Genomic DNA, 21,937 nt, shown 5'->3' on the forward strand with positions numbered 1-21,937 from the left:
AAACTCACCTGAAAGTCCAGATACTGCATTTAGCTGGAATGTCCTGCTGAAGCGGGACGAATAAAGCGAAGTGCATAAAAGTAGTAGCGTGGGGCGGAATCGAACCGCCGACCTCCGGGTTATGAATCCGACGCTCTCACCAACTGAGCTACCACGCCAAATCTGGCTTCGCGGTTATTGGTTCTTTGGGTTGTGCCAGGTACCGGCTGCCAATAACCTCCTATATCTTCAACTGTTATTCTCTCAAATTCCTGCGGCCTAAGAGCCGTACCGATCAAGAGTTGCCAAATATACGATTTATAGAAACAATTTTAAATCCATAATATTACTTTTTCATACTTCCTTATTATGGAACATGAAATTTGGGGGTGTTCATTTAATAATGTCTCAGCCAATTCGAAACTGCAAATGGATGTTACCCGCTTCTCACACATAACCAGCAACAAGTATCCAATAACCCATTGCCCCCTCTTGTTTTTCGCGTTATTTTAGCGCTCTTACGAGAACAGCAAATTTAACATAGTATTTGACAGCGTCACTCATGGCTAAGAAGATCACAAACAGAGATGAAGATTATTCACAATGGTATCAAGATGTAATCCGGGAAGCCAGGCTCGCCGATCATTCTCCTGTGCGTGGATCGATGGTGATCCGCCCCAACGGTTTTGCATTGTGGGAAAACATGAAGCAGGCCCTGGATACCATGTTCAAAGATACCGGTCATGAGAACGCCTACTTCCCCCTTTTTATTCCAAAATCGTTTCTTTCCAAAGAAGCCCAGCATGTTGAGGGTTTTGCCAAAGAGTGCGCTGTGGTGACGCATAGCCGTCTCCAAAGCACCAACGGCGGGGTGGAAGTGGATCCTGACTCCAAACTTGAAGAGGAACTGATCGTGCGCCCCACCTCCGAAACCATTATTTGGGATTCCTACAGGAACTGGATTCAATCCTATCGCGATCTGCCAATCCTCATCAACCAGTGGGCCAATGTTGTTCGGTGGGAGATGCGCACGCGGCTGTTCCTGCGCACGATGGAATTTCTGTGGCAGGAGGGGCATACCGCGCACGCCACTCAACAAGAGGCGATCGAAGAAACCGAACGGATGCTGGAAGTATACCGCACCTTTGCCGAAGATTTTATGGCGATGCCGGTCATTAAAGGGGTAAAAACCGAATCCGAACGGTTCGCCGGTGCGGTGGAGACCTATTGTATTGAGGCCCTGATGCAGGATGACAAGGCCCTGCAGGCGGGGACCTCTCACTTTCTGGGGCAAAATTTTGCCAAAGCATTTGATGTAAAGTTCCAGGACCAGGATGGTGAGCACAAATACGTTTGGGCTACCAGCTGGGGCGTCTCAACACGACTGATCGGGGGGCTTATCATGACCCACTCTGATGACCAGGGGCTTGTTATCCCGCCCAGGCTTGCTCCTACCCAGGTGGTGATTGTACCTATTTGGAGAAATGACGAGCAAAAAGCGGAGGTGCTGGAGTATGCCGATTCCATCCGGAATGAACTTGACGATCTCGACATTAGTGTAAAGCTCGATGACCGGGAGAACTACAACCCCGGCTGGAAATTCAATGAGCATGAGACAGCAGGCATTCCGTTGCGCATTGCCGTGGGTCCCAGAGATCTTAAGAACAAGAATGTGGAACTGGCCCGCCGCGATACCCTGGATAAAAATATCGTCGAGCGGGAAGGACTGGGAGAACGCATTGACAACCTGCTCGACCAGATCCAGCAAGATCTCTACGACGCCGCCAAAGAACGGCGAGATAACAAAACGACCACAGTCGACTCCTACGATAAGTTCAAAGAGGTGCTGGATGAGCAAGGCGGATTTATCTATGCCCACTGGGATGGAACGGCTGAGACCGAAGAAAAAATTAAAGAAGAAACCAAGGCCACAATCCGTTGTATTCCCTTGGAAGAGGGTGAGTCCGGTACATGCATGGTAACCGGGGCCCCCTCCGAACAACGGGTCCTTTTTGCCCGCGCCTACTGATTTCTCATAAATTATCCGACAGAACGTGATGCCACCTCAAGGAGTGTATTCTCCCCATGTTAAAAAATTTGCACGGTGGATTTCCGACTTGGCAAACCCGCTTTTTATTCCACCGTTTGTTTTTATCCTGGTGGGAGTGTACAACGGGATTTCGCCTGTTGAACTGGGCTGGCTCACCGGCCTGTCACTGCTTTTTTATACGGTCGTCCCCCTGCTCGCAGCCCTCTCAATGCTGAAGGTGGGCAAAATAGAATCTCTGGATCTGCCGCGCCGGGAGTCAAGAAACCAGCTCTACCTGCTCGGTATTGCCAGTTCATCGGTCGGGAGCCTGACCCTCGGAATCTATTTCTACCTTCACAGGCCGTTTCTTACGCTTATTTCGGGGGTATTTCTCATCAATCCCATTATTGGTTATCTGCTGAACCGCAGGTGGAAGGTGAGTATCCATGCCGCCTCGATCGCCAGTGGAGGCATCATCCTGCTGTTCTTCTATTTTTGGAAGATGGGCGTTTCGGAATCCATGGCAGTTGTTTTTTCCTTAAGTATGCTTTTAATACTTTTACCGGTGATGATGTGGTCTCGCTTCCACCTGGAAATCCATACCATCCCCGAACTCATCGGCGGTGCTGCCGCGGGTATCATCTTTACCTCCATTGAAATTCTTTTAATCTTTTATTTTTGGCAACCGTTATGAAGGCAACGCTCCCTCCCCATCCCTTTTACCTGTCAACGGCTGAGCAGTCTCAACAGATGGACAGGGCTACGATTGAGCAGTTCGGTATCGATGGATTTACCCTGATGGAGGTTGCCGGCAGTTCTGCGGCCAAGCGTCTACTTGACGAACTGCCAGCCAATGCTCACGGCCTATATCTATGCGGCAAAGGCAACAATGCAGGCGATGCCCTGGTCGTTGCACGCTACCTGATTCAACACGGGCATGCAGCCACTCTACTTTTTATAAGCGGAACCGAAGGGCTTTCTGACGACACCGAACAAAACCTCGCGCTCCTGCGGAAAATTGCAGAACATGATTCCACCGCCGCACCGGTAACCATCATTAATGGCTGGCCACAATTCAAAAAATCCGGGCTTGCTGAACTGGATTTCATTGTTGACGGCATGCTGGGAACGGGACTCAACAGTGAACTGCGGGGCGACTACGCCAAAGCCGTGGCGTGGGCAAATGAGGTAGATCGCCCCATATACAGTATCGACATTCCCACCGGGCTGCATGCCAACACCGGACAGATAATGGGAACGGCTATACAGGCCAGCACAACTTACACCTTTGGCAGCCAAAAGCTGGGATTTTATCTCGAGGATGGATACAGTTGCACCGGGGAGATCGTTCTTTGCGAGCTTCCCTTTCCCAATTATTTAAAAACCTGCAACAATTTTTTGCTGGACCGTTCGTGGGTTAACGAGCCTGAGTACCCGCCTGCAAAGCATAAATATGACGCCGGGGTACTCTACCTGATTGCCGGATCCGAGGGGCTGACCGGGGCAGCCATCCTCTCCGCCCGAAGTGCGTGGGCGGCAGGAGTGGGCGCGGTCATTATTATCTGTCCCCGGGGCATCCTTCCGGTTTTTGAGCATACGCTTCCGCAAATCATCAAAAAGCCGGTAGGCACTCCCGACGACACTTCGTTGAGCATCGAGCAACTGGACAGCGTGATTCATATAATCGATGAGAAACCCGGAAATGTGCTATTCGGACCCGGCATCGGGAGAGCGCCGTCCACGCTGCAATTTTCCACCGCTTTTTTTGAACAGTTTACAGGGCGCCTGCTGATCGATGCCGACGGCTTGTGGTGCCTGGGGCAGCAACAAAACTGGCAGAAGCCCGACCAGGCTTCGTGGATTTTAACGCCTCATCCCGGGGAGCTCGCCAAGCTGTCGTCCTCATCATTTGATGACGGAGGCGAGCGGCTTGAGACCGTACGAGAAATCAGCTCAACAAAAAATATTACGGTTGTTTCTAAAGGTTTTCCTTCTGTTATTGGAACACCATCCGGCAAATGCCTTTTAACCCGTTACGATACCCGTGTATTTGCCCGCGCCGGTTTTGGCGACGTTCTTGCTGGCAAGATCGGAGCTTACTGGTCCCTGGGAAATCCACCCGCTAAAAGTGCTGCTTTGGGACTTCTGCACGGCTATGAAAAAACGAAATTATCCAATAAAAAGAATCGATTCCTCGAGCCCAATGATCTGATATGATTAAATTTCTAACTCGCTATTTCAGCAAGCACCCCACGCTGCTGCTTTTCTGTATCACCGGAATGACCATTGCAGCTCTCCTTCTTACCTTAATTCCTGCTGACTACCTTTCAAAAAGCACCATCTGGTCATACGACAAAATCGGTCACTTGCTGCTTTTCGGTTCGTGGACCTTCCTGATAGGTCTCTACAGCATGGTAAAGTACCCGCAAAATGTAAATCTGTGGAAAATTTTTTCAGTCGGTGTCCTCTTCGGTGGGGTTATCGAGATTTTGCAATACCTCCTGCCCGTCAACCGTCACGGCAATATTCTTGATTTCTGTTTTGACGCGCTCGGCGCCATCGGGGCTGTCTTGCTACTTAAAATTTGGGGTCCCTCGTCAGGTAGCTGACCATACCTCAGTTTCTGCACAAAAGTTGACCGGAATTAAAATTTATTGCAATTCAACTTGCATGGAATTCAAATTTTGATATCTTGAAGGACTTTTACTAGTCAGCAGTAACCCTAACGTTTGAATTACCATGTCTAACAGAAAAAACCCGAATGCTGATTTGAAGAAGTACTATACCGTATTTCTTGAAATTGGCCTTATAATAACACTTGTCGCAAGTATTGCGGCCGTCAAGATCGATTTCCGTTCAGAAGTTAAAGACGTTGACTTAACCGAGGAACAGGAAATTGTAGAGATGGAAGAAGTGATACAAACCAAACAAATTGAAAAGCCACCACCCCCTCCCCGCCCGCCGGTGCCCGTTGAGGTTCCCAATGACGAGGTGCTTGAGGATCAGGTTATTGACCTGAATGCGGAGCTGGACCTGGATGCTCCCCTTGACATGCCTCCTCCGCCACCCGACCAAGAGGAAGAAGAGGAAGAAGATTTCTTCGTTGTGGTTGAGAACATGCCCGAGCTTATCGGTGGACTTGCAGGACTCCAACAGAAAGTACGTTACCCGGAAATGGCACGTAAGGCCGGAATTGAAGGCCGTGTTATCATTCAGTTTATCGTGAATGAAGAGGGCCGAGTGGAAGATCCCCGTGTTGTACGCGGTATTGGCGGTGGATGCGACGAAGAGGCTTTGCGAGCGGTAAAAGAAGCACGCTTCCAGCCCGGAAGACAGCGGGGAAATCCTGTACGCGTTCAGTACAGCCTGCCGATCGTTTTCAAGCTTCAAAACTAGTTCGACCTACAAAGAGTGCAGCAGTATCGACTGCTGCACTCTCCTTTTTCTCCTTTCCCCTTTCTTAATTTCGTTTTTTCCCTCCCAATATTAACTAAAGATTAAGAAACTTCTCTCCCTGCCGCTCTTCACAAGAAATTTATATTCAATGCTTTTCTTTGGCAATTCATTTGAGGACCTAATGAATCAGACTCATAATAACTGACAATGGTTGATAGAAGATCTTTATGAACCGGATACCAAATAGCTATTAGACTTTTATTACAAATAAGCCAATATTAACTTTTCGAATTAAACAATTAACCAAATATTAATATTAAATTAATATTATTAGTTGACTTTCTGTTTTAACTAAAATAAATTAGTTCCAGTTCTGTTAAGGCAGAACTGCTAAATAACAACCAGAATCACAATCATTCAATCTCAATCCCAACAAACGTTATCATCCCATGCGACTTGATCGTAAAAATCCCAAAGCTGATCTGCGCACGTATTACACGCTCTTTTTCCAGGGCGGACTTATAATCGTACTGCTCCTGTTCCTCGCAGCTACCAAAATCGATTTTCGTGGCAAACAGGCACAGGCTGACTTCACAGAAGAACAAGAGGTCGTTCAAATGGAGGAAATTGTGCAAACAGAGCACATTGAAAAACCACCTCCCCCCCCCCGTCCTCCTGTTCCGGTGGAAGTCCCCAACGACGAAATTGTTGAGGACCAGGCTATCGATATTAACGCTGATCTCAATTTCCACGATAAACTGGAGGTTCCTCCCCCCCCTGAAAACCAGGAGGAGGATGCCGAAGACTTCTTTGTCGTAGTTGAACAGATGCCCGAACTCAAAGGGGGACTGGCCTCCATCCAGCAGTGTGTCAATTATCCCGACATGGCACGGCAGGCGGGTGTTGAAGGCCGGGTAATCGTGCAGTTTATCGTTAATGAGAACGGCAAAGTCGACAATCCCCAGATTGTAAGGGGAATCGGAGCCGGAGCCGACGAGGAAGCTATTCGCTGTGTTAAGAACGCGGAGTTCGTTCCGGGTCAACAGCGTGGTAACCCCGTTCGTGTGCAGTTTACGGTGCCAGTTATCTATAGTCTTTCAAGCAACCTTTAATGAAATAAATTCTTTCCCATTATTTTTCCCCTGACTCAACATTCCCTAGTTGAGTTTAAATCCCTAAGGTGTGGCCGCTGAAACCGGTCACACCTTTTTTTATGTAAAAAAACCGATGGAACTACACCGCTGCCAGCATAGTTTATATAATGTATCTTAATGTATATATTGGGATCGATATAAAATACTTTAATAAGTAATGATAATTTAATTGCCTGAAAACGGAGGTTCTCATGCGTACCGAACGCAAAAAACCAAAATCAGACTTAAGAAAATATTATACGGTCTTCCTTCAAGGTGGCTTAATTGTAGTACTGATCCTTTTTATTGTAGCCATGAAGCTGGATTTCCGCAGCGAACAAAAGAATGTGGATCTAACCGAGGAACAAGAAGTGGTTGAAATGGAGGAAATCACCCAAACCGAGCACCAGGAGAAGCCCCCACCTCCCCCGCGACCTCCCGTACCCGTGGAAGTTCCGAATGACGAAATAGTGGAAGATCAAAACTTTGACATTAGCGCCGACCTGAACCTGCAGGACAAGCTTGAAATGCCTCCGCCACCCGACGAAGGTCAAGAGGAGGAAGAAGAGGAAGACTTCTTTGTAGTAGTTGAAAACATGCCTCAACTCAAAGGGGGGCTGGCTGCACTGCAAAGCTGTGTTAATTATCCAGAAATGGCACGCAAGGCCGGAATTGAAGGCCGTGTTATTGTTCAGTTCATAGTAAATGAACAGGGACAGGTTGAAAATCCTCAAGTAACGAGAGGCATTGGCGGGGGTGCTGACGAAGAAGCGGTCCGTTGTGTAAAACAGGCTGAATTTGAACCGGGTCGACAGCGTGGAAACCCCGTGCGCGTTCAGTACAGCTTGCCGGTTGTCTTTAAACTTCAGAACTGACCGTTAACAACTTATTTCTTTTCAAAAGGCGTGGCTCCAGCAGGAGCCCACGCCTTTTTCATTTAGCCTGCATTTCTCACGATAATTTCTTAATGAAATTATGTACCCTGATGGCAGGCAGTATCTTACATCATATTTTGCAGACCATTGTATGTAACAGGGGGGAGTAACGTGCCGCGAAATTTGCCCTCCAGCTACGTTAAAGGGGGCCTTTGCAGAACCTGCCATTTTGTTGGGAGGTAGTATGTACTACCGACCTTGGTGCCCTTTTAACGAGAGTACAACTCCCTCAGAACGAGAACTTGAGGGTTTTGCAAAGCCCTCTTAAATGGGGAAATCGCCTGCCCAAGTACAAAGGTACGTCTGCGCGGCCACTTTCCCTTCGACTTGCAGAAGAACAAATTTCCTGGTGAAAAATGCAGGTTAGTCATTTTCGTACCGACAATATACAGGAGTGGCTTATGGAACAATTATTTTGATTTCCTACAACCCTGGATTACGGATCTCTTATATGGACCCGACGCTCTCTTTATTGTACCCTACGAGTCCACTTCTTCCTCGTTTTTTGTTTCTTCAATAGTGTGCAACAGGTCCTCCGCCTCTCGGATCAAGTCTTCCGCTCGCTTGCGTGCATCTTCCACGACCTCATCGCCTTTTCGTTTGGCTTCAGAGATGGCGTGCTTTTCATCAGACAATTTGTCAATCACGTGGGTAAGTTCATCCAGGTAGTTGCTCAGGCGATAAGAGATCACATTACGAGTATTACTTCCTTTGTCTGGCGCGTACAGAAGGGCAATTACCGACCCCACCAGTGCGCCGGACAGTACTCCAAGGGTAAAATCTTTAGAACGGCTCATACTGCTTAAAATCCTTTATTTTGTTAAGCTTTTGTAGATAGATACCAACTATTTATTAAAAAACCGGACAACTATTTTGCTGCCCTCTGTTAATATGCAACATGATAGATACATATTAAAGTTTCAGCAATATTTTTTTATCTTAAACGTGGATTAAGTGAAGAACCAACCATAAAATCAATATTCCGTTATGAAATTTTTTATTGACACCGCTGACCTGGATGAAATACAGGAAGCGAACGACCTAGGTGTGTTAGATGGTGTAACAACAAATCCCAGTCTCTGCGCTAAAATTGGAGTCGAGGATTTTGAAGGGCATATTGCCAAAATATGCAATATCGTCACGGGTGATGTTTCGGCCGAGGTTGTTTCAACTACGTATGAAGACATTGTGGCTGAAGGACGGCACCTGGCCGCCATTGCCGATAATGTTGTTGTTAAAGTGCCCTTGATTAAAGATGGTATCAAGGCGATTAAGACACTTTCCGGGGAAGGCATCAAAATCAACTGCACGCTCTGCTTTTCCGCTCCCCAGGCACTGATAGCTGCCAAAGCAGGTGCTACCTATATCTCCCCTTTCATCGGTCGGCTGGATGATATTACGACTGACGGAATCCAGCTTATTGAGGATGTGGTTACCATTTATGACAACTACGGGCTCGAGACAGAAGTACTCGCAGCCAGCATCAGGCACCCGATGCACGTGCTGGAGTGTATGCGCCTGGGAGCCGATGTAGCCACCATGCCTCTCAACGTCATAGAACAGCTGCTCGAGCATCCGCTGACAGATCGGGGCCTTGAAAAGTTCCTGGCCGACTGGGATGCCCTCCAGGAAGAAGTGAAAGCCAGATAATTCAAATATTAGAGAGCTTTGAAAAAGCCAGGAGTTTTGGTCAAGATCAACCCCTGAACGAATTCGGAACCGCAGTTTATCTCTCATAAATGAGGATTTCGAATCCGCGAAAATGCCGCTATTGGCCAAAATGACTCTTGCAAAGTCCTCCCTATAACCAGAAGCATATGTGAGAAGCCGGGCTTTTATAGGTCCGGCCTTTTCATTTTATGCCGGTCCGATTAGCTTTTCTGCAATTTTTGCGGACGAGAGCACCCCCGGCAGTCCGGCCCCCGGATGCGTACCCGCCCCCACAAAAAACAGATCTTCAACATCCTCCGACTTGTTGTGCGGCCGGAACCAGGCCGATTGAGTCAAAATCGGTTCAACAGAAAACGCTGAACCCCTGTAACTGTTCAGGGTCTTTTTAAAGTGAATAGGATCGATGTAGTGTTCGGCAATAATATGCTCCTGCAGATCCGGCAGATAGTTCTCCTCCAGAAAGTCCATGATAGCATCACGATATTCCGGTGCCTTCTCCTCCCAATCCGTGTTGCTTCCAAGATTGGGTACGGGTGAGAGTACATAAAAAGCTTCACATCCCTCCGGCGCCAGTGAGGGATCCGTTTTGGTTGGCATATGCAGGTACAACGAAAAATCATCTGCCAGCTTATGGTGGTGAAAAATATCCTCAAGCAGTCCCCTGTACCGTTCACCCAGAATAATATTGTGGTGAGCAAGTCCCGAATCCAGGTACCGGCGGTCGGTCCCAAAATAAATAACAAACAGGGACATGCTGTACCTCATCTTGTCAATTTTCTGATTTGTATAAGTCGACCGAACGGATTCCGGCAGCATGTGCCGGTACGTATAGGCAACATCCGCATTAGAAACAACCTGATCGGCCTGGTGCACCTCTCCACCTGCCAACCGTACCCCCCGGGCGCGACCCTCTTCAACCAGTATTTCATCCACCTCTGCATTGAGGTGTATCGTCCCGCCCTGCTCTTCAATCAATCGACCCAGCCCGTTTACGATCGATCCGGTTCCCCCCGTGGCATAATGGACACCCCATTCGCGTTCCAGGTAATGAATCATCGCGTATATCGAGGTCGTATCAAACGGGTTGCCACCCACCAGCAGCGGATGAAAGGAAAACACCCTCCGCAGAAACTCATTTTCAATATACTGAGACACGTAGCGATATACTGTTTTATAAGATTCCAGCTTAAGCAGGTCGGGAATGACTTTTACCATCTCCCAAATATTGTGGAACGGCTGATCGGCAAGTTCTGTAAATCCCTTATTAAAAATAGCCTTGGTGCTGTTAAGAAATTCGGTGTATCCCTGCTTGTCTCCGGGATTCCATTTTTCAATTTCGCTCAGCACGAAAGCGTGATCTCCGTTGTAATCAAACTTCCTGCCCTCATGATTAAAAATACGATAAAAAGGATCGCAGGGAACAAACTCGATATAATCTTCCCTTCTTTTACCCGCCGCCTCAAAGATCTCGTCAAACAGGAATGGAGCAGTAATCACGGTGGGACCGCCATCAAACGTGAACCCATTTAGCTGATAGACGTACGCCCGGCCGCCGATCTTATCCCTTTTTTCAAACAGTTCTACTTCATGTCCGCGGGAAAGCAGTCGGGACGCTGTTGCCAATCCTCCAAAGCCGCTGCCAATAACTATTATTTTTTTACGCATAAATGCTCTCTTTTAGGTTGATAACCGAAGGAAATAACTATAAACGGGCGCCCAACATTCCGGATAATAGTCTGCTAAGATCTCCACCTTTATATGGATTTCAAAGATCACCCTATTTTCCAGGCTAAACCAGGTCGATTCCATCCGAGAGAAGCAATATTTATTGGCATATGCACTATTGTAGCAAATGGTCAATCAGGCATCACGGGGAAAGCCACGTCATTATCTTGCCCGTACACAATCCCTTACCAGGTTTCCTTACATATAAAATGCCAGAAACCTACGAGTTCTCCAGTTGTTTTACATACCCATTATATCCCCGGCGTTCGAGCCTTTGCTGCTCTTTCTCAGCCTTTGCCTTATCGGTAAAAATACCGTAGTAAACGCGATACACGCTTGTTCCGTCATTCAAAGTAAACTGTTCTATCCTGGTCCCTTCAATCTCATTTGACACATCGACTGCGCGACTCTCATCCTCATACGATCCGACCTGTACCGTGTATGTTGAAACTTTGAGATCCCGGTTCATGATCTGCTGCCTGTCTCCTTCAACTACATAGAGCCGGACGTTGGCCGTACCCGGACCGATCATTTCAATTTCCCGGGCGGCCTTCCGTGAGAGATCAATGATACGGTTGTCTTTAAACGGTCCCCGGTCATTTATTCTTACCACAACCGACTTGTCATTGTCGACATTTTGTACCCGAACAAACGTATTGAACGGAAGCGTGCGGTGAGCCGCAGTCATTGCATTCATATTGTAGATCTCTCCGTTTGCTGTCATCTTCCCGTGAAAGTTGGGCCCGTACCAGCTGGCAACTCCGGTTTCGATAGCCTTGTTCATCCGGCCGGGAGCAGGCCGGGACGGTTCCGTCACCCGGGAAGTTATACCACATGAGCTTAATATTACCAGCAGAGACAGGGCCAGCAGAACAAAAGTAGGTCGTTGTAACAAACCAGGTTGATTTATTTAACGTTGCAGATAATATATTTTTGGAAATGATAATAATATACAGGCAAAGAAACAGCTAAAAATCACATCCCCTTCAACAAAGATCCTGCTGTCGAATGTATGAAAGGTAGTCACCCGACCGTATCTCCGTTAATCCATCCGTTGAACGATTATAAAGATATATCCAGGCTGTAACAGGATTGACATATTCTGATGAAGCAACCCACACACTCTCCTTTTTCCGTACATACAGGCTATTATCCGGATCAAAGGCGTCATAACCCTCATACCGATCCAGCCGCTCAAACGCTTTTTGGGCGTCACTGAGCAGGTACAGTTCGCCCCGTATCCGGCTGGCATCTCCACATGCCGAAACCGCACCGGGATAATCTTCCACCAAAAAAAGATGCCCATGGAATTCAGCCTTGCATATATAATCAGCAAACGCTGATAATATGCGATGGGCGGGATGGCTGGCACCACGCTGCAGTGAACCGTACACAAACAGGTACTCTCGCTCTTCTGATATAGACATCGTAAACTACATTAATAAAAAAGCCGGCCTCCGGGCTTCGATACATCCGCCTGCCCGGGGCCAGCTCTCAATTTACCCATTAACTTGATTCCCATTCAACCATGCGGAACAAGTTGGATTCAAGAATTACTTCTTGTTGCTTTTCGGTTTGCTTTCGGCCTTCGGTCTTTCCGAAGATGCCTTGGCTTCTTTTTTGGATGGTTTATTCGGCTTTTTATCCATTTTAAGCACCATGCAGTTGTCAGGTTATGGTCCCAGACGCTGCCCGTAGCGAACAGCATTGGACCCTCATCCTGTCGGATGATTACCTGCTATATTACAACCTTTTTCCAATTCCATGCAACAGGAAAGGCTCCTTTTTTAAAAATTATTTTTCCACAACAATTGATCCAGGAATTCCGCTTTTTCCCGATCCTTGTAGATCGTAGAACCTCCCACCAGGTAGCCCTTCACGCCCGAATCGGTCTCGATCAGGTACAGCGCAGAATCGTCTCCCGGGTCCGTTCCCTGGTCAAACTGGTAGGTTGCAACAATTGTAAGCTGATCCACAGGATAACGCTGCTCTTTTTCTTTTTCCTCGCAGCATAGCACATCTTCCTCCACTTCAAACAGATGAGTATACCCTTTCTCCTGTACATCCTCTACGGCTTCTGCTAAATCTTCATACATATTGTGACCTCCCTCGTGTTATGCAGAGACTTTGCCAACCCGGATGTTGTCCGCGGCCAAAGCCTCACTGTGTTTAAAACTATCGCAATATTACTTTTTCAAACATTTTTTCGTGGGATCAACGTTCTGTGGGGTAAGCAAAAGTTACAATGGGAGGAGGTGAGAGCCGAAGATCGGATTCGAACCGACGACCTACGCTTTACGAGAGCGTTGCTCTACCAGCTGAGCTACTTCGGCTTGGTTTTGAGGTGAGCAAATATAAGCATTGTCTGAGACTGCAAGCAAGTAATTAAACCGATTTAAATCAAAATTAGCTTAGTATTCCGCAGTTCTCTATTTTCGCTCATAACCTAAAAAGCAGGTAAGAATGCACAACTACGACTTTTTCGGATCCGTAACATTTATCCTTATCGCAGTAAACACGGCCGTTTCACTGGCGGCCCTGTACTGGAATCCCCGCCTGATCGACAAGGGATTTCTTAAACCGTACCGCGTAATACGGGAAAATACCTGGTATGAGCTGTTGACTTCCGGATTTCTGCATGCCAATTTCACTCATCTGTTTGTAAATATGTTTACCCTCTACTTTTTTGGACAGGTGATGGAGCGGGTTATCGGCCCCTATTATTTTACCGGGCTTTTCCTTTCCGGGCTGATCGTATCGGGCCTTCCTTCTGTACTAAAGTACCGGGACAACGCCAATTACGCCACGCTTGGTGCTTCAGGGGCCGTGGGCAGCGTGCTTTTTGCATTCATCTTTCTCTTCCCGATGGAAAGTATCTACCTGTTCCTGATTCCGATCCCGATACCGGCATTTGTGTTTGGCATTTTATACCTCATATACAGCATGTACGAGAGCAAAAAGGATGTGGGGAAGATCAATCACGAAGCGCACACCGCCGGATCCATATGGGGAATATTATACCTTATTATTTTTGTGCCGAATTCTATTGACCATTTTATGACGGTAATCGGATTAACCTGAATTGATAACGGTGAAATGGCTCTTTAATCGCAGCATTTATAATTTTCCAGCTTACGTACCAGCATCCGAGGGAACTGAACAGCCAGGGATATTTTCCAAGTCCACCCCCGAACCCAATTCAACAACCGCTCTTTCCACCCTTCAAACTGGAATAACGAATCGATGGCAATACCGGGATGGCCATTGGTTATGATTTTGCAAAGCCCTTGTATAAAAAAAGTGTAGCCCGGTATACAACGGGCTACATTTTTCAACAGGTTAACCGGCAAAGGACCTCCTAGCCGTTACGTTTCCTAAAATCACTCATAAAATCGACGAGTGCATCAACGCTCTCCATGCTGCAGGCGTTGTAGATGCTGGCGCGTATGCCTCCAACACTGCGATGCCCTTTCAGCGAATACAGGTCATGTTCAACCGCCTCTTCCAGGAACCGGGCCTCCAGCTCTTCCGTCGGCAGCCGGAACGTGGCATTCATCAGTGAACGGGACTCTTTTTCGACCGCACCCCGGTAGAAATCATCTGCATCGATTTCGTCATAGACTTTTTGGGCCTTCTCTTCATTGAAGGATTTGAACCAGGAAAGTCCACCTTTGTCTTCAATCCACTTCAGTACAAGGTTCACCATGTAGACATTAAACGTGGGTGGTGTATTAAAGATTTTCTCCACGTGAGTACTGTATCGCAGAATCGTCGGCACATTTTCCGTATCTGCCTGTTCAAGGAAATCCTTCCTTATTATGACGACCGTGACGCCTGCCGGTCCAACATTCTTTTGTGCCCCTGCATAGATGATGCCGTATTTATCCACATCAATGGGACGGGAAAGAAAATCGGAAGAAGCGTCGCAAACAAGGGGCACCCCGTTTGTTTCGGGCTCTGTAGGGAACTGCGTCCCGGCAACGGTATTATTGGAAGTAAAATGCACGTAGCGGGGATTGTCGCTGAAGTTCAGCTCCTCCTGGGTGGGAACACGATCATAATTTCCCTCCGAACTGCTGAACGGAACATGTACATTTCCAAATATTTTTGCCTCCTTGATCGCCTTGTCCGACCAGCGGCCGGTATCGATATAGTCGGCTGTCTGATCCTTGCTCAGGAAGTTGTACGGTGCCATCATAAACTGACTGCTGGCGCCCCCTTGGAGAAACATTATTTCAAACTTGTCACCCAGTCCCAGAAGGCTACGCAGCCGATCCTTTGCCTGCTTATCGATCTCCTCATAATGAGCACTGCGGTGGCTCAATTCCATTATGGAACGTCCGGTATCCTGATACTCCGTTAGCTCCTCCTGGGCCTGCTCAAGCACTTCCAGGGGAAGTGTAGCAGGTCCTGCACTAAAGTTGTGTACTCTTTTCATTGTGTTTGTAGTCAATTATAATATTAGAAAGTGTGAATAAGTAAACCAGATCTCAGCTTGGGTTCAAACCAAGTTGATTTTGGCGGCATCAGCAGTCCTTCGTCCGACACCTCTACCAATTCTTCAATATCGGTAGGATACATGCTAATTGCTAAATCTGCCTTGCCGGAATCCACCAGCCGTTCAAGCTCTTCCGTGCCCCGGATTCCGCCGACGAACGAAATATTTTCATCTCTTCGCTGGTCGCTAATATCAAGCATCGGTTCCAGGATAAACGCCTGCAGCCGGTGTACATCCAGTTGTTCCACGCTGTTTGCCTCGGGCACTTCCGGAAGACGCATCCCGTACCAGGTACCGCCATGGTAGATTGAAATGGCACCTTTTTCAGCTGGAGTCGGGTCCGCTTCTTCGACGAGCTCAAACCTTTTTTTCAAAGCGGCTAAAAATGAATCCGGAACAGTATATATAATTCGGTTGTAAGCCAGAATTTTCATCTGGTCCATCGGAAACAGCACGGCGGGGAAAAAGTTGTATTCCTCTTTCCCGGTGTGATGAGAATTTAGTTTTTTCATCTGCTCTGCCGCCCGGGAGGCACTTTTACAGCGGTGGTGACCATCCGCAATATAAAGATGCGGAATCGCACCAAAAGAATCGACAAACGCCTCCGGATCAGGTACCTTCCAGATGGTGTGCTGCACGCCGTCGTCTGCTGTAAAATCATAGATCGGCTCACTCGAGTCCATGATCTCCTCGCTCTCCGACGCTATGCCTTCGGTATCTTTGAAGGTCATCATCACAGGTTCCGCATGAGCCGACTGCGTCAGGATGTGGCGCGTGCGGTCATCCTCCTTGGCGGGCCGTGTTAGCTCGTGTTTCAAGATCACTTCGTTATCGTAATCCTCAACTGAAACGCAGGTAAAAATACCGGTTTGAGAGCGCCCTTCACGAATTAACCGATAGATATATAGGGTTTCATCCTTTTCCTGGGTCATCAGATCGGACTCCAATATGCGAGCCAGGTTTTCAGCTCCCTTCTCATAAACCTCCTCATCGTTGTAGGAAGTACCTTCCGGCAGGTCTATTTCAGGACGTATGACGTGCAAAAAACTGTCTGGTTTGCCTTCAGCCAACGATCGGGCTTCTTCAGTATTGATCACATCGTAGGGAACACATGCAACTTCATTTAACTTTTCCGGGCGTGGACGCCAGGCTTTAAACGGGTGAATTATGGCCATTATACTTTTTGTTATGCTGAGAAATAAAGGCGTAAACTTACGCCGGACATTCCAATAAATAAAGAACAAAATCCATTAAATATTAACCCCTTACAAAAGAGGGCAAAAGCCGTTATTTTCAGGGCAAATATCAATCAAAATAACGATTCATGGACCTGCAAAATCTAGACTTTGAGAACGAGAATTTATCTGAAGATCAGCAAAACCAGTTACTCTTTATGATGCTTGTTCAGCAGCATCAGCAAATTGCCATGATGGGAATGGGCAAAATTAAAAATCCCGCCACCGACAAGGTTGAACGGGAAATGAAGTCGGCCAAATTTGCCATCGATACGCTGTTAATGCTGAAAGAGTTTACCAACGGCAATCTGCCGAAAGAGCTGAAGAACTACCTCGACCAGACCCTCAATAACCTGCGCATGAATTATGCCGAGGAGAAAGAAAAAGAGGGCAGTGATTCAGCCGCTGACACCGAAGAAGAGTAAAAATATAAGTCATGGATACTATTCCAGTAACTGCGGCGGGAGGAGTTCTGTACAAGATGAATGGGCAAGACCCCGAAGTACTGCTAATTTTCAGGCGAGGGATATGGGATCTCCCCAAAGGGAAATTAGAGGTTGAAGAGTCTATCAGAGAGTGTGCCCGGCGGGAAGTCTCCGAAGAGGTGGGATCCGCACTTCCGGAGATCCTTCACAAGCTGGGCACCACGTACCATGAGTACGAAGAGCAGGGAGAGAATTTCGGTAAAACGACACACTGGTATGCCATGCAGCTTGGTTCAGAATTCGGCGGAGACTTCACCCCTGAGCAGGAAGAAGATATTACGGAGGTTGCTTGGTTTCCCCTGGAAGAGGCAAAAGAAACGGTGGGATTTGAGAACCTCCGCATGGTACTAATCAAGTTAGAGCAGTGGCTGCAGTAAAACGCCGGCTCACTGTCACGTTGACTGTACCCCATAAAAAAAGCCCGGATTTAACATCCGGGCTTTTTACGTTTACATCATTTGGAAGTTTATGACTCCTCCTCTTCCACGTTGGCTGCAGCAGTGGCCTCTTCTCCATTGCTTTCGGCTTCGGCACCGAGTTCTTCAAAGACGCGTGCCACCTCTTCCTCTCCTTCATCCAGCTCTTTTCTGGAGCCGACAATAAGGTCTTCATACTTGCGAAGACCTGTACCGGCTGGTACTTTGTGGCCAACCACCACATTTTCCTTGAGTCCCATAAGGTGATCTTTCTTGGCTTCAATAGAAGCTTGAGTAAGTACCTTGGTGGTCTCCTGGAATGAAGCAGCCGAGAGCCAGCTTTCGGTGGAGAGTGCTGCCCGCGTAATGCCAAGGAGTATCGGCTTGGAAATAGCCGGCTCGGCTTCACGGGTTTCAAGTTCTTCCAGTCCTTCCTTAATCAGCTCGTTGTTAATATCACGGACTTCCCGTCGATCCAGGATTTTTCCCTGTTTGAGATCGCTTCCTCCCGGATTGGTAACAACATATTTGCCGATCAGTTCGTCGTTTCGGTTGTTCAACTCAAAACGATCCACTTTGTCGCCCTCCAGGTACATAGTGTCACCGGGATCGGTAACTTCCACCTTCTGCATCATGGTCCGCACAATAACCTCGATGTGCTTGTCATTGATGCGTACCCCCTGCAGGCGGTAGACCTCCTGGATTTCATTTACCAGGTAAGACTGCACCGCGTAGGGTCCGAGAATATTGAGAATCTCCTCGGCCGGAACGGTTCCATCGGAAAGCTGCTGGCCCGCCTCAACATAATCGTTCTCCTGGACCAAAATATGCTTGGACAGGGAAATAAGGTATGTTTTTTCGTCGGTGCCATCTTTACTTTCCACGATAACCTCCTGCTTGCCGCGCTTGCGGCCTCCCATGCGGACGATACCGTCGATCTCAGAAACGGCCGCCGGCTCGCTCGGGGAACGCGCCTCGAACAGCTCCGTTACCCTTGGCAGACCCGCTGTAATATCTTTCGACTTTGCAGTGGCCCGTGGAATCTTGGCGAGAACTTTACCAGCCTGTACTTCCTCCCCGTCATCTACCGTAATGTGGGTATCAACAGGCAGCGTTTTTTCGATCACCCGGTCTCCGTCGCCTTTCACCATAATGGTTGGTACAAGCGAGCGGTCCTTCGAGTCGATAATAACCTTTTCGCGGTGACCCGTTTGAGAGTCTGTCTCCTCGGAGTACGTGATATCCTCCATGATGTCCTTGTACTCAACGACACCATCAATTTCCGAGTAGATGTTGGCGTTGTACGGATCCCACTTACAGAGTGGCACCCCTTTCGGCACGGTATCTCCCTCCTCAACAAGGAGTTCCGAACCGTAAGGCACATTGTAGGTGGTCAGGACTTTGCCCTCTTCATCAACGATTTTTATCTCCCCGGCCCGGCTTAATACGATGTTCTGAACCTCTTCTCCGTCATCGTATTCTACAATGCGTACATTTTCGAATTCAACCTTGCCTTCGAACTTGGTCTTGTGCTGCGACTCAGATTCCATGCGGGAGGCCGTACCTCCAACGTGGAATGTACGCAACGTAAGCTGGGTACCCGGCTCACCGATCGACTGTGCGGCGATAACGCCCACAGCTTCACCAACCTGGACCATCGTTCCTCTTGAGAGATCGCGTCCGTAGCACTTTGCACACACGCCGCGTTCGCTCTCACAGGTCAGAACCGAACGAATTTCCACCTCTTCGATCGAGGTTTCGGCAATACTCTTTGCCACTTTTTCATCGATCAGCTGATTGGCCTCGCAGATCAATTCATCCGATATAGGATCATAGATGTCGTGCAGCGAAACACGGCCGAGAATACGATCTTCGAGACTTTCGATCACATCCTCGTTGTCCTTGAGCGCCTTCATCTTGAGACCACGGAGTGTTCCACAATCTACCTCGTTGATGATAATATCCTGCGATACATCAACGAGACGCCGTGTAAGGTAGCCGGCATCCGCCGTTTTAAGCGCCGTATCAGCAAGTCCTTTACGCGCACCGTGTGTAGAGATAAAGTATTCGAGAACGGTGAGTCCCTCTTTAAAACTGGAGAGAATTGGATTCTCGATCACCTCGTTACCGGATTGCTGTGAACTCTTTTGGGGTTTTGCCATCAGTCCGCGCATACCGCCAAGCTGACGGATCTGCTCTTTCGAACCACGGGCCCCGGAATCAGCCATCATAAATACCGGGTTAAACCCTTCCCGGTCGTTGGTCAGCTCGGTAAAGAGTGTTTCAGACACCCGGTTGGTGGTACTCGTCCACTTGTCAATAACCTGGTTATACCGTTCGTTATCGGTAATAAAGCCCATCTCGTAGCGATCGGTAATATCAGAAACCTCGCTCTGAGCTTTTTCGATGAGCTTCATTTTTTCATCGGGAATGACTATATCCTCGAGATTGAATGAGAGTCCACCGGTAGTTGCCTTCTCAAAACCCATCTGTTTCATCTTGTCAAGAAAAGCAGCTGTACGGGCCGTTCCCACCTCGCTGTGGATGTCGCCGATCAGTTTTCTAAGCTCCTTCTTGCCAAGAGTCTTGTTAATGAATTTGATTTCCGAAGGAAGAATCACATTAAACAACACCCGGCCGGTCGTGGTCTTGATGATCTCGTACTCGGTCTCTTCCTCATCCCCTGAAACAGGAACGCGCACATTAATTTTTGCGTGCATGTCGATCTTGTCCTGGTCCCAGGCTACCAGCACTTCCCCGGGATTGGCGAATGTTTTGCCTTCCCCGCGCTGATCGTTGGCCATCTTTGTGAGATAGTAAATCCCAAGTACCATATCCTGCGAAGGCACGGCAATAGGCCCGCCGTTGGCCGGGCTCAAAATATTATGAGAGCCAAGCATCAGCACCGAAGCCTCGAGAATAGAATCGTGACTCAGCGGTACGTGCACGGCCATCTGGTCACCGTCAAAATCAGCGTTGAAAGCGGTACAGGAGAGCGGATGCAGTCTGATCGCCTTCTCCTCGATAAGTACCGGCTGGTATGCCTGTATACCGAGGCGGTGCAACGTCGGAGCACGGTTCAGCATTACCGGGTGACCGTCGATCACATTTTCCAGCACTTCCCAAACCACCTGGTCACGGCGATCTACAACCTTCTTCGCACTTTTCACCGTTTTCACATACCCGCGCTCAATCAGGCGGCGGATGATAAACGGTTTATAAAGCTCAACAGCCATCTCCTTGGGCAGCCCGCATTCATGCATCTTCAACTCGGGCCCAACCACAATTACCGAGCGGCCGGAATAGTCAACCCGCTTACCCAGCAGGTTTTGCCGGAATCGACCGCTCTTGCCTTTCAGCATATCACTGAGTGATTTCAGCGGCCGGTTGTTATTGCGGACAGCGTTGGATTTTCTCGAATTGTCATAAAGCGAGTCCACCGCCTCCTGCAGCATCCGCTTCTCGTTGCGCAGTATTACATCCGGTGCCTTGATATCGATCAGGCGTTTCAGCCGGTTGTTGCGGATTATAACACGACGATACAGGTCATTAAGGTCGGAAGTCGCAAAGCGTCCACCTTCCAGCGGTACCAGTGGTCGGAGTTCCGGGGGAATAACCGGAATCACCCGCTGTACCATCCATTCCGGACGGTTTTCAGTGTGCTGGTTGGCAGAACGGAACGATTCGATAACCTGCAGGCGCTTCAGCTTTTTCTTCTTCCGCATCTGCGAGGTTTCATTGCGAACCTCATCCCGAAGGCGATAGGCGAGGCTGTCCAGGTCCAGTCCGGCAAGCAGATCCTCAATAGCATCTGCACCCTCTTTTACCCTGAACTTGTCTTCGTCCTCGTCGTCCAGTTCATATTGATCATCCGGAAGCTGATCCAGTATGTCATAGTACTCCTCCTCGGTGATCAGATCGCCACGCTTGTACCCCAGGTCACGTGCTACGCCGGGATTCATGATTACGTGCGTTTCGTAGTAAACGATCTTCTCCAGATTCTTGGAGGAATAACCCAGAAGATACGCCAGTTTGTTCGGCAGTGATTTGAAGTACCAGATATGGACCACCGGAACGGTAAGGGATATGTGTCCCATACGCTCGCGGCGAACCGCTTTTCGGGTTACTTCCACGCCACAGCGGTCACAAATAATACCCTTGTATCGGATACGCTTGTACTTGCCGCAGTGGCATTCGTAGTCTTTGACCGGACCAAAGATCTTTTCACAGAAAAGACCATCCATCTCCGGTTTAAAGGTACGGTAGTTGATTGTTTCGGGAGTCAAGACTTCCCCGTGCGAACGGGACAGGATAGTCTCGGGCGAAGCCAGCGAGATTCCAATATTGTTGAAGTCTTTCGTGACCGTTAATGTGTTTGTAGTCGGCAAGGATGTACCTCCGGATTAACTTTGATTAACAGTACAAATTCTTTGAT

Annotated in this window: 19 protein-coding genes and 2 tRNA genes; 11 read left to right on the forward strand and 10 right to left on the reverse strand. The window is 48.3% G+C overall.

What is annotated here, in order from left to right; translation table 11 throughout:
* Positions 1 to 84 precede the first annotated feature (84 nt).
* Positions 85 to 158, reverse strand: a tRNA-Met gene (locus tag ACG2E4_RS14080).
* Positions 159 to 541: 383 nt separating this feature from the next.
* On the opposite strand from ACG2E4_RS14080, the gene proS reads away from it, so the two are divergent.
* The 7 genes from proS (at position 542) to ACG2E4_RS14115 (ending at position 7,412) form a co-directional block, all read left to right on the forward strand.
* A complete protein-coding gene (gene proS, locus ACG2E4_RS14085) occupies positions 542 to 2,008 on the forward strand; it encodes a proline--tRNA ligase (protein ID WP_395276939.1) in 1,467 nt (488 codons plus the stop codon).
* A 28-nt stretch (positions 2,009 to 2,036) separates the two neighbouring features.
* Complete coding sequence (locus tag ACG2E4_RS14090) at positions 2,037 to 2,702, forward strand: hypothetical protein (protein WP_395276940.1); 666 nt, start codon at positions 2,037 to 2,039, stop codon at positions 2,700 to 2,702.
* Positions 2,699 to 4,225, forward strand: a complete 1,527-nt coding sequence (locus ACG2E4_RS14095; RefSeq protein ID WP_395276941.1) for an NAD(P)H-hydrate dehydratase — start codon at positions 2,699 to 2,701, stop codon at positions 4,223 to 4,225. Before ACG2E4_RS14090 ends, ACG2E4_RS14095 begins: the two co-directional genes overlap by 4 nt.
* A complete protein-coding gene (locus ACG2E4_RS14100) occupies positions 4,222 to 4,617 on the forward strand; it encodes a VanZ family protein (protein ID WP_395261586.1) in 396 nt (131 codons plus the stop codon). The genes ACG2E4_RS14095 and ACG2E4_RS14100 overlap by 4 nt, the downstream gene beginning before the upstream one ends.
* 130 nt (positions 4,618 to 4,747) lie before the next feature.
* Positions 4,748 to 5,404 carry an energy transducer TonB gene (locus ACG2E4_RS14105; protein WP_395261585.1) on the forward strand — a complete coding sequence of 219 codons (657 nt, stop codon included), beginning with the start codon at positions 4,748 to 4,750 and terminating at the stop codon, positions 5,402 to 5,404.
* Between the two features lie 449 nt (positions 5,405 to 5,853).
* Entirely contained in the window at positions 5,854 to 6,516 is a 663-nt protein-coding gene (locus ACG2E4_RS14110; protein WP_395261584.1) for an energy transducer TonB, read from the forward strand.
* Positions 6,517 to 6,851: 335 nt separating this feature from the next.
* A complete protein-coding gene (locus ACG2E4_RS14115) occupies positions 6,852 to 7,412 on the forward strand; it encodes an energy transducer TonB (RefSeq protein WP_395276942.1) in 561 nt (186 codons plus the stop codon).
* 539 nt (positions 7,413 to 7,951) lie between these two features.
* Here ACG2E4_RS14115 and ACG2E4_RS14120 read toward each other — a convergent pair.
* A complete protein-coding gene (locus ACG2E4_RS14120) occupies positions 7,952 to 8,269 on the reverse strand; it encodes a YtxH domain-containing protein (RefSeq protein WP_395261582.1) in 318 nt (105 codons plus the stop codon).
* A 190-nt stretch (positions 8,270 to 8,459) separates the two neighbouring features.
* On the opposite strand from ACG2E4_RS14120, the gene fsa reads away from it, so the two are divergent.
* Positions 8,460 to 9,122: a fructose-6-phosphate aldolase gene (gene fsa, locus ACG2E4_RS14125; RefSeq protein WP_395261581.1), complete on the forward strand. Its 663-nt coding sequence runs from the start codon at positions 8,460 to 8,462 to the stop codon at positions 9,120 to 9,122.
* A gap of 207 nt (positions 9,123 to 9,329) precedes the next feature.
* Here the strand turns inward: fsa and ACG2E4_RS14130 are convergent, their stop codons facing one another.
* The 5 genes from ACG2E4_RS14130 to ACG2E4_RS14150 form a co-directional block, all read right to left on the reverse strand.
* A complete protein-coding gene (locus ACG2E4_RS14130; protein WP_395261580.1) occupies positions 9,330 to 10,808 on the reverse strand; it encodes a phytoene desaturase in 1,479 nt (492 codons plus the stop codon).
* Between the two features lie 280 nt (positions 10,809 to 11,088).
* A complete protein-coding gene (locus ACG2E4_RS14135; protein WP_395261579.1) occupies positions 11,089 to 11,763 on the reverse strand; it encodes a septal ring lytic transglycosylase RlpA family protein in 675 nt (224 codons plus the stop codon).
* Between the two features lie 91 nt (positions 11,764 to 11,854).
* The gene (locus ACG2E4_RS14140; protein WP_395261578.1) at positions 11,855 to 12,295 is read right to left on the reverse strand and encodes a gamma-glutamylcyclotransferase; all 441 of its coding nucleotides are present in this window, start codon (positions 12,293 to 12,295) and stop codon (positions 11,855 to 11,857) included.
* A gap of 360 nt (positions 12,296 to 12,655) precedes the next feature.
* Entirely contained in the window at positions 12,656 to 12,964 is a 309-nt protein-coding gene (locus ACG2E4_RS14145; protein ID WP_395261577.1) for a hypothetical protein, read from the reverse strand.
* 164 nt (positions 12,965 to 13,128) lie between these two features.
* Positions 13,129 to 13,201: transfer RNA gene (locus ACG2E4_RS14150), tRNA-Thr, on the reverse strand.
* Positions 13,202 to 13,331: 130 nt separating this feature from the next.
* Here ACG2E4_RS14150 and ACG2E4_RS14155 point away from each other — a divergent pair.
* Positions 13,332 to 13,949 carry a rhomboid family intramembrane serine protease gene (locus tag ACG2E4_RS14155; RefSeq protein ID WP_395261562.1) on the forward strand — a complete coding sequence of 206 codons (618 nt, stop codon included), beginning with the start codon at positions 13,332 to 13,334 and terminating at the stop codon, positions 13,947 to 13,949.
* A gap of 277 nt (positions 13,950 to 14,226) precedes the next feature.
* Here the strand turns inward: ACG2E4_RS14155 and serC are convergent, their stop codons facing one another.
* Together serC and ACG2E4_RS14165 are read right to left on the reverse strand one after the other, a co-directional pair.
* Complete coding sequence (gene serC, locus ACG2E4_RS14160; RefSeq protein ID WP_395276943.1) at positions 14,227 to 15,306, reverse strand: 3-phosphoserine/phosphohydroxythreonine transaminase; 1,080 nt, start codon at positions 15,304 to 15,306, stop codon at positions 14,227 to 14,229.
* A 23-nt stretch (positions 15,307 to 15,329) separates the two neighbouring features.
* Positions 15,330 to 16,541, reverse strand: a complete 1,212-nt coding sequence (locus ACG2E4_RS14165; RefSeq protein ID WP_395261560.1) for a DUF1015 domain-containing protein — start codon at positions 16,539 to 16,541, stop codon at positions 15,330 to 15,332.
* Between the two features lie 149 nt (positions 16,542 to 16,690).
* On the opposite strand from ACG2E4_RS14165, the gene ACG2E4_RS14170 reads away from it, so the two are divergent.
* Both ACG2E4_RS14170 and ACG2E4_RS14175 read left to right on the forward strand, forming a co-directional pair.
* Positions 16,691 to 17,026 (forward strand): DUF1844 domain-containing protein, encoded by a 336-nt coding sequence (locus tag ACG2E4_RS14170; RefSeq protein WP_395261559.1) that lies wholly within the window; start codon positions 16,691 to 16,693, stop codon positions 17,024 to 17,026.
* Between the two features lie 11 nt (positions 17,027 to 17,037).
* Positions 17,038 to 17,463: an NUDIX hydrolase gene (locus tag ACG2E4_RS14175; protein WP_395276944.1), complete on the forward strand. Its 426-nt coding sequence runs from the start codon at positions 17,038 to 17,040 to the stop codon at positions 17,461 to 17,463.
* Between the two features lie 89 nt (positions 17,464 to 17,552).
* On the opposite strand, the gene rpoC is transcribed toward ACG2E4_RS14175, so the two are convergent.
* Positions 17,553 to 21,890 carry a DNA-directed RNA polymerase subunit beta' gene (gene rpoC, locus ACG2E4_RS14180; RefSeq protein ID WP_395261557.1) on the reverse strand — a complete coding sequence of 1,446 codons (4,338 nt, stop codon included), beginning with the start codon at positions 21,888 to 21,890 and terminating at the stop codon, positions 17,553 to 17,555.
* Positions 21,891 to 21,937 lie beyond the last annotated feature (47 nt).

Source organism: Halalkalibaculum sp. DA384 (genome assembly GCF_043951955.1).
Taxonomy (GTDB): domain Bacteria; phylum Bacteroidota; class Rhodothermia; order Balneolales; family Balneolaceae; genus JAMQKA01.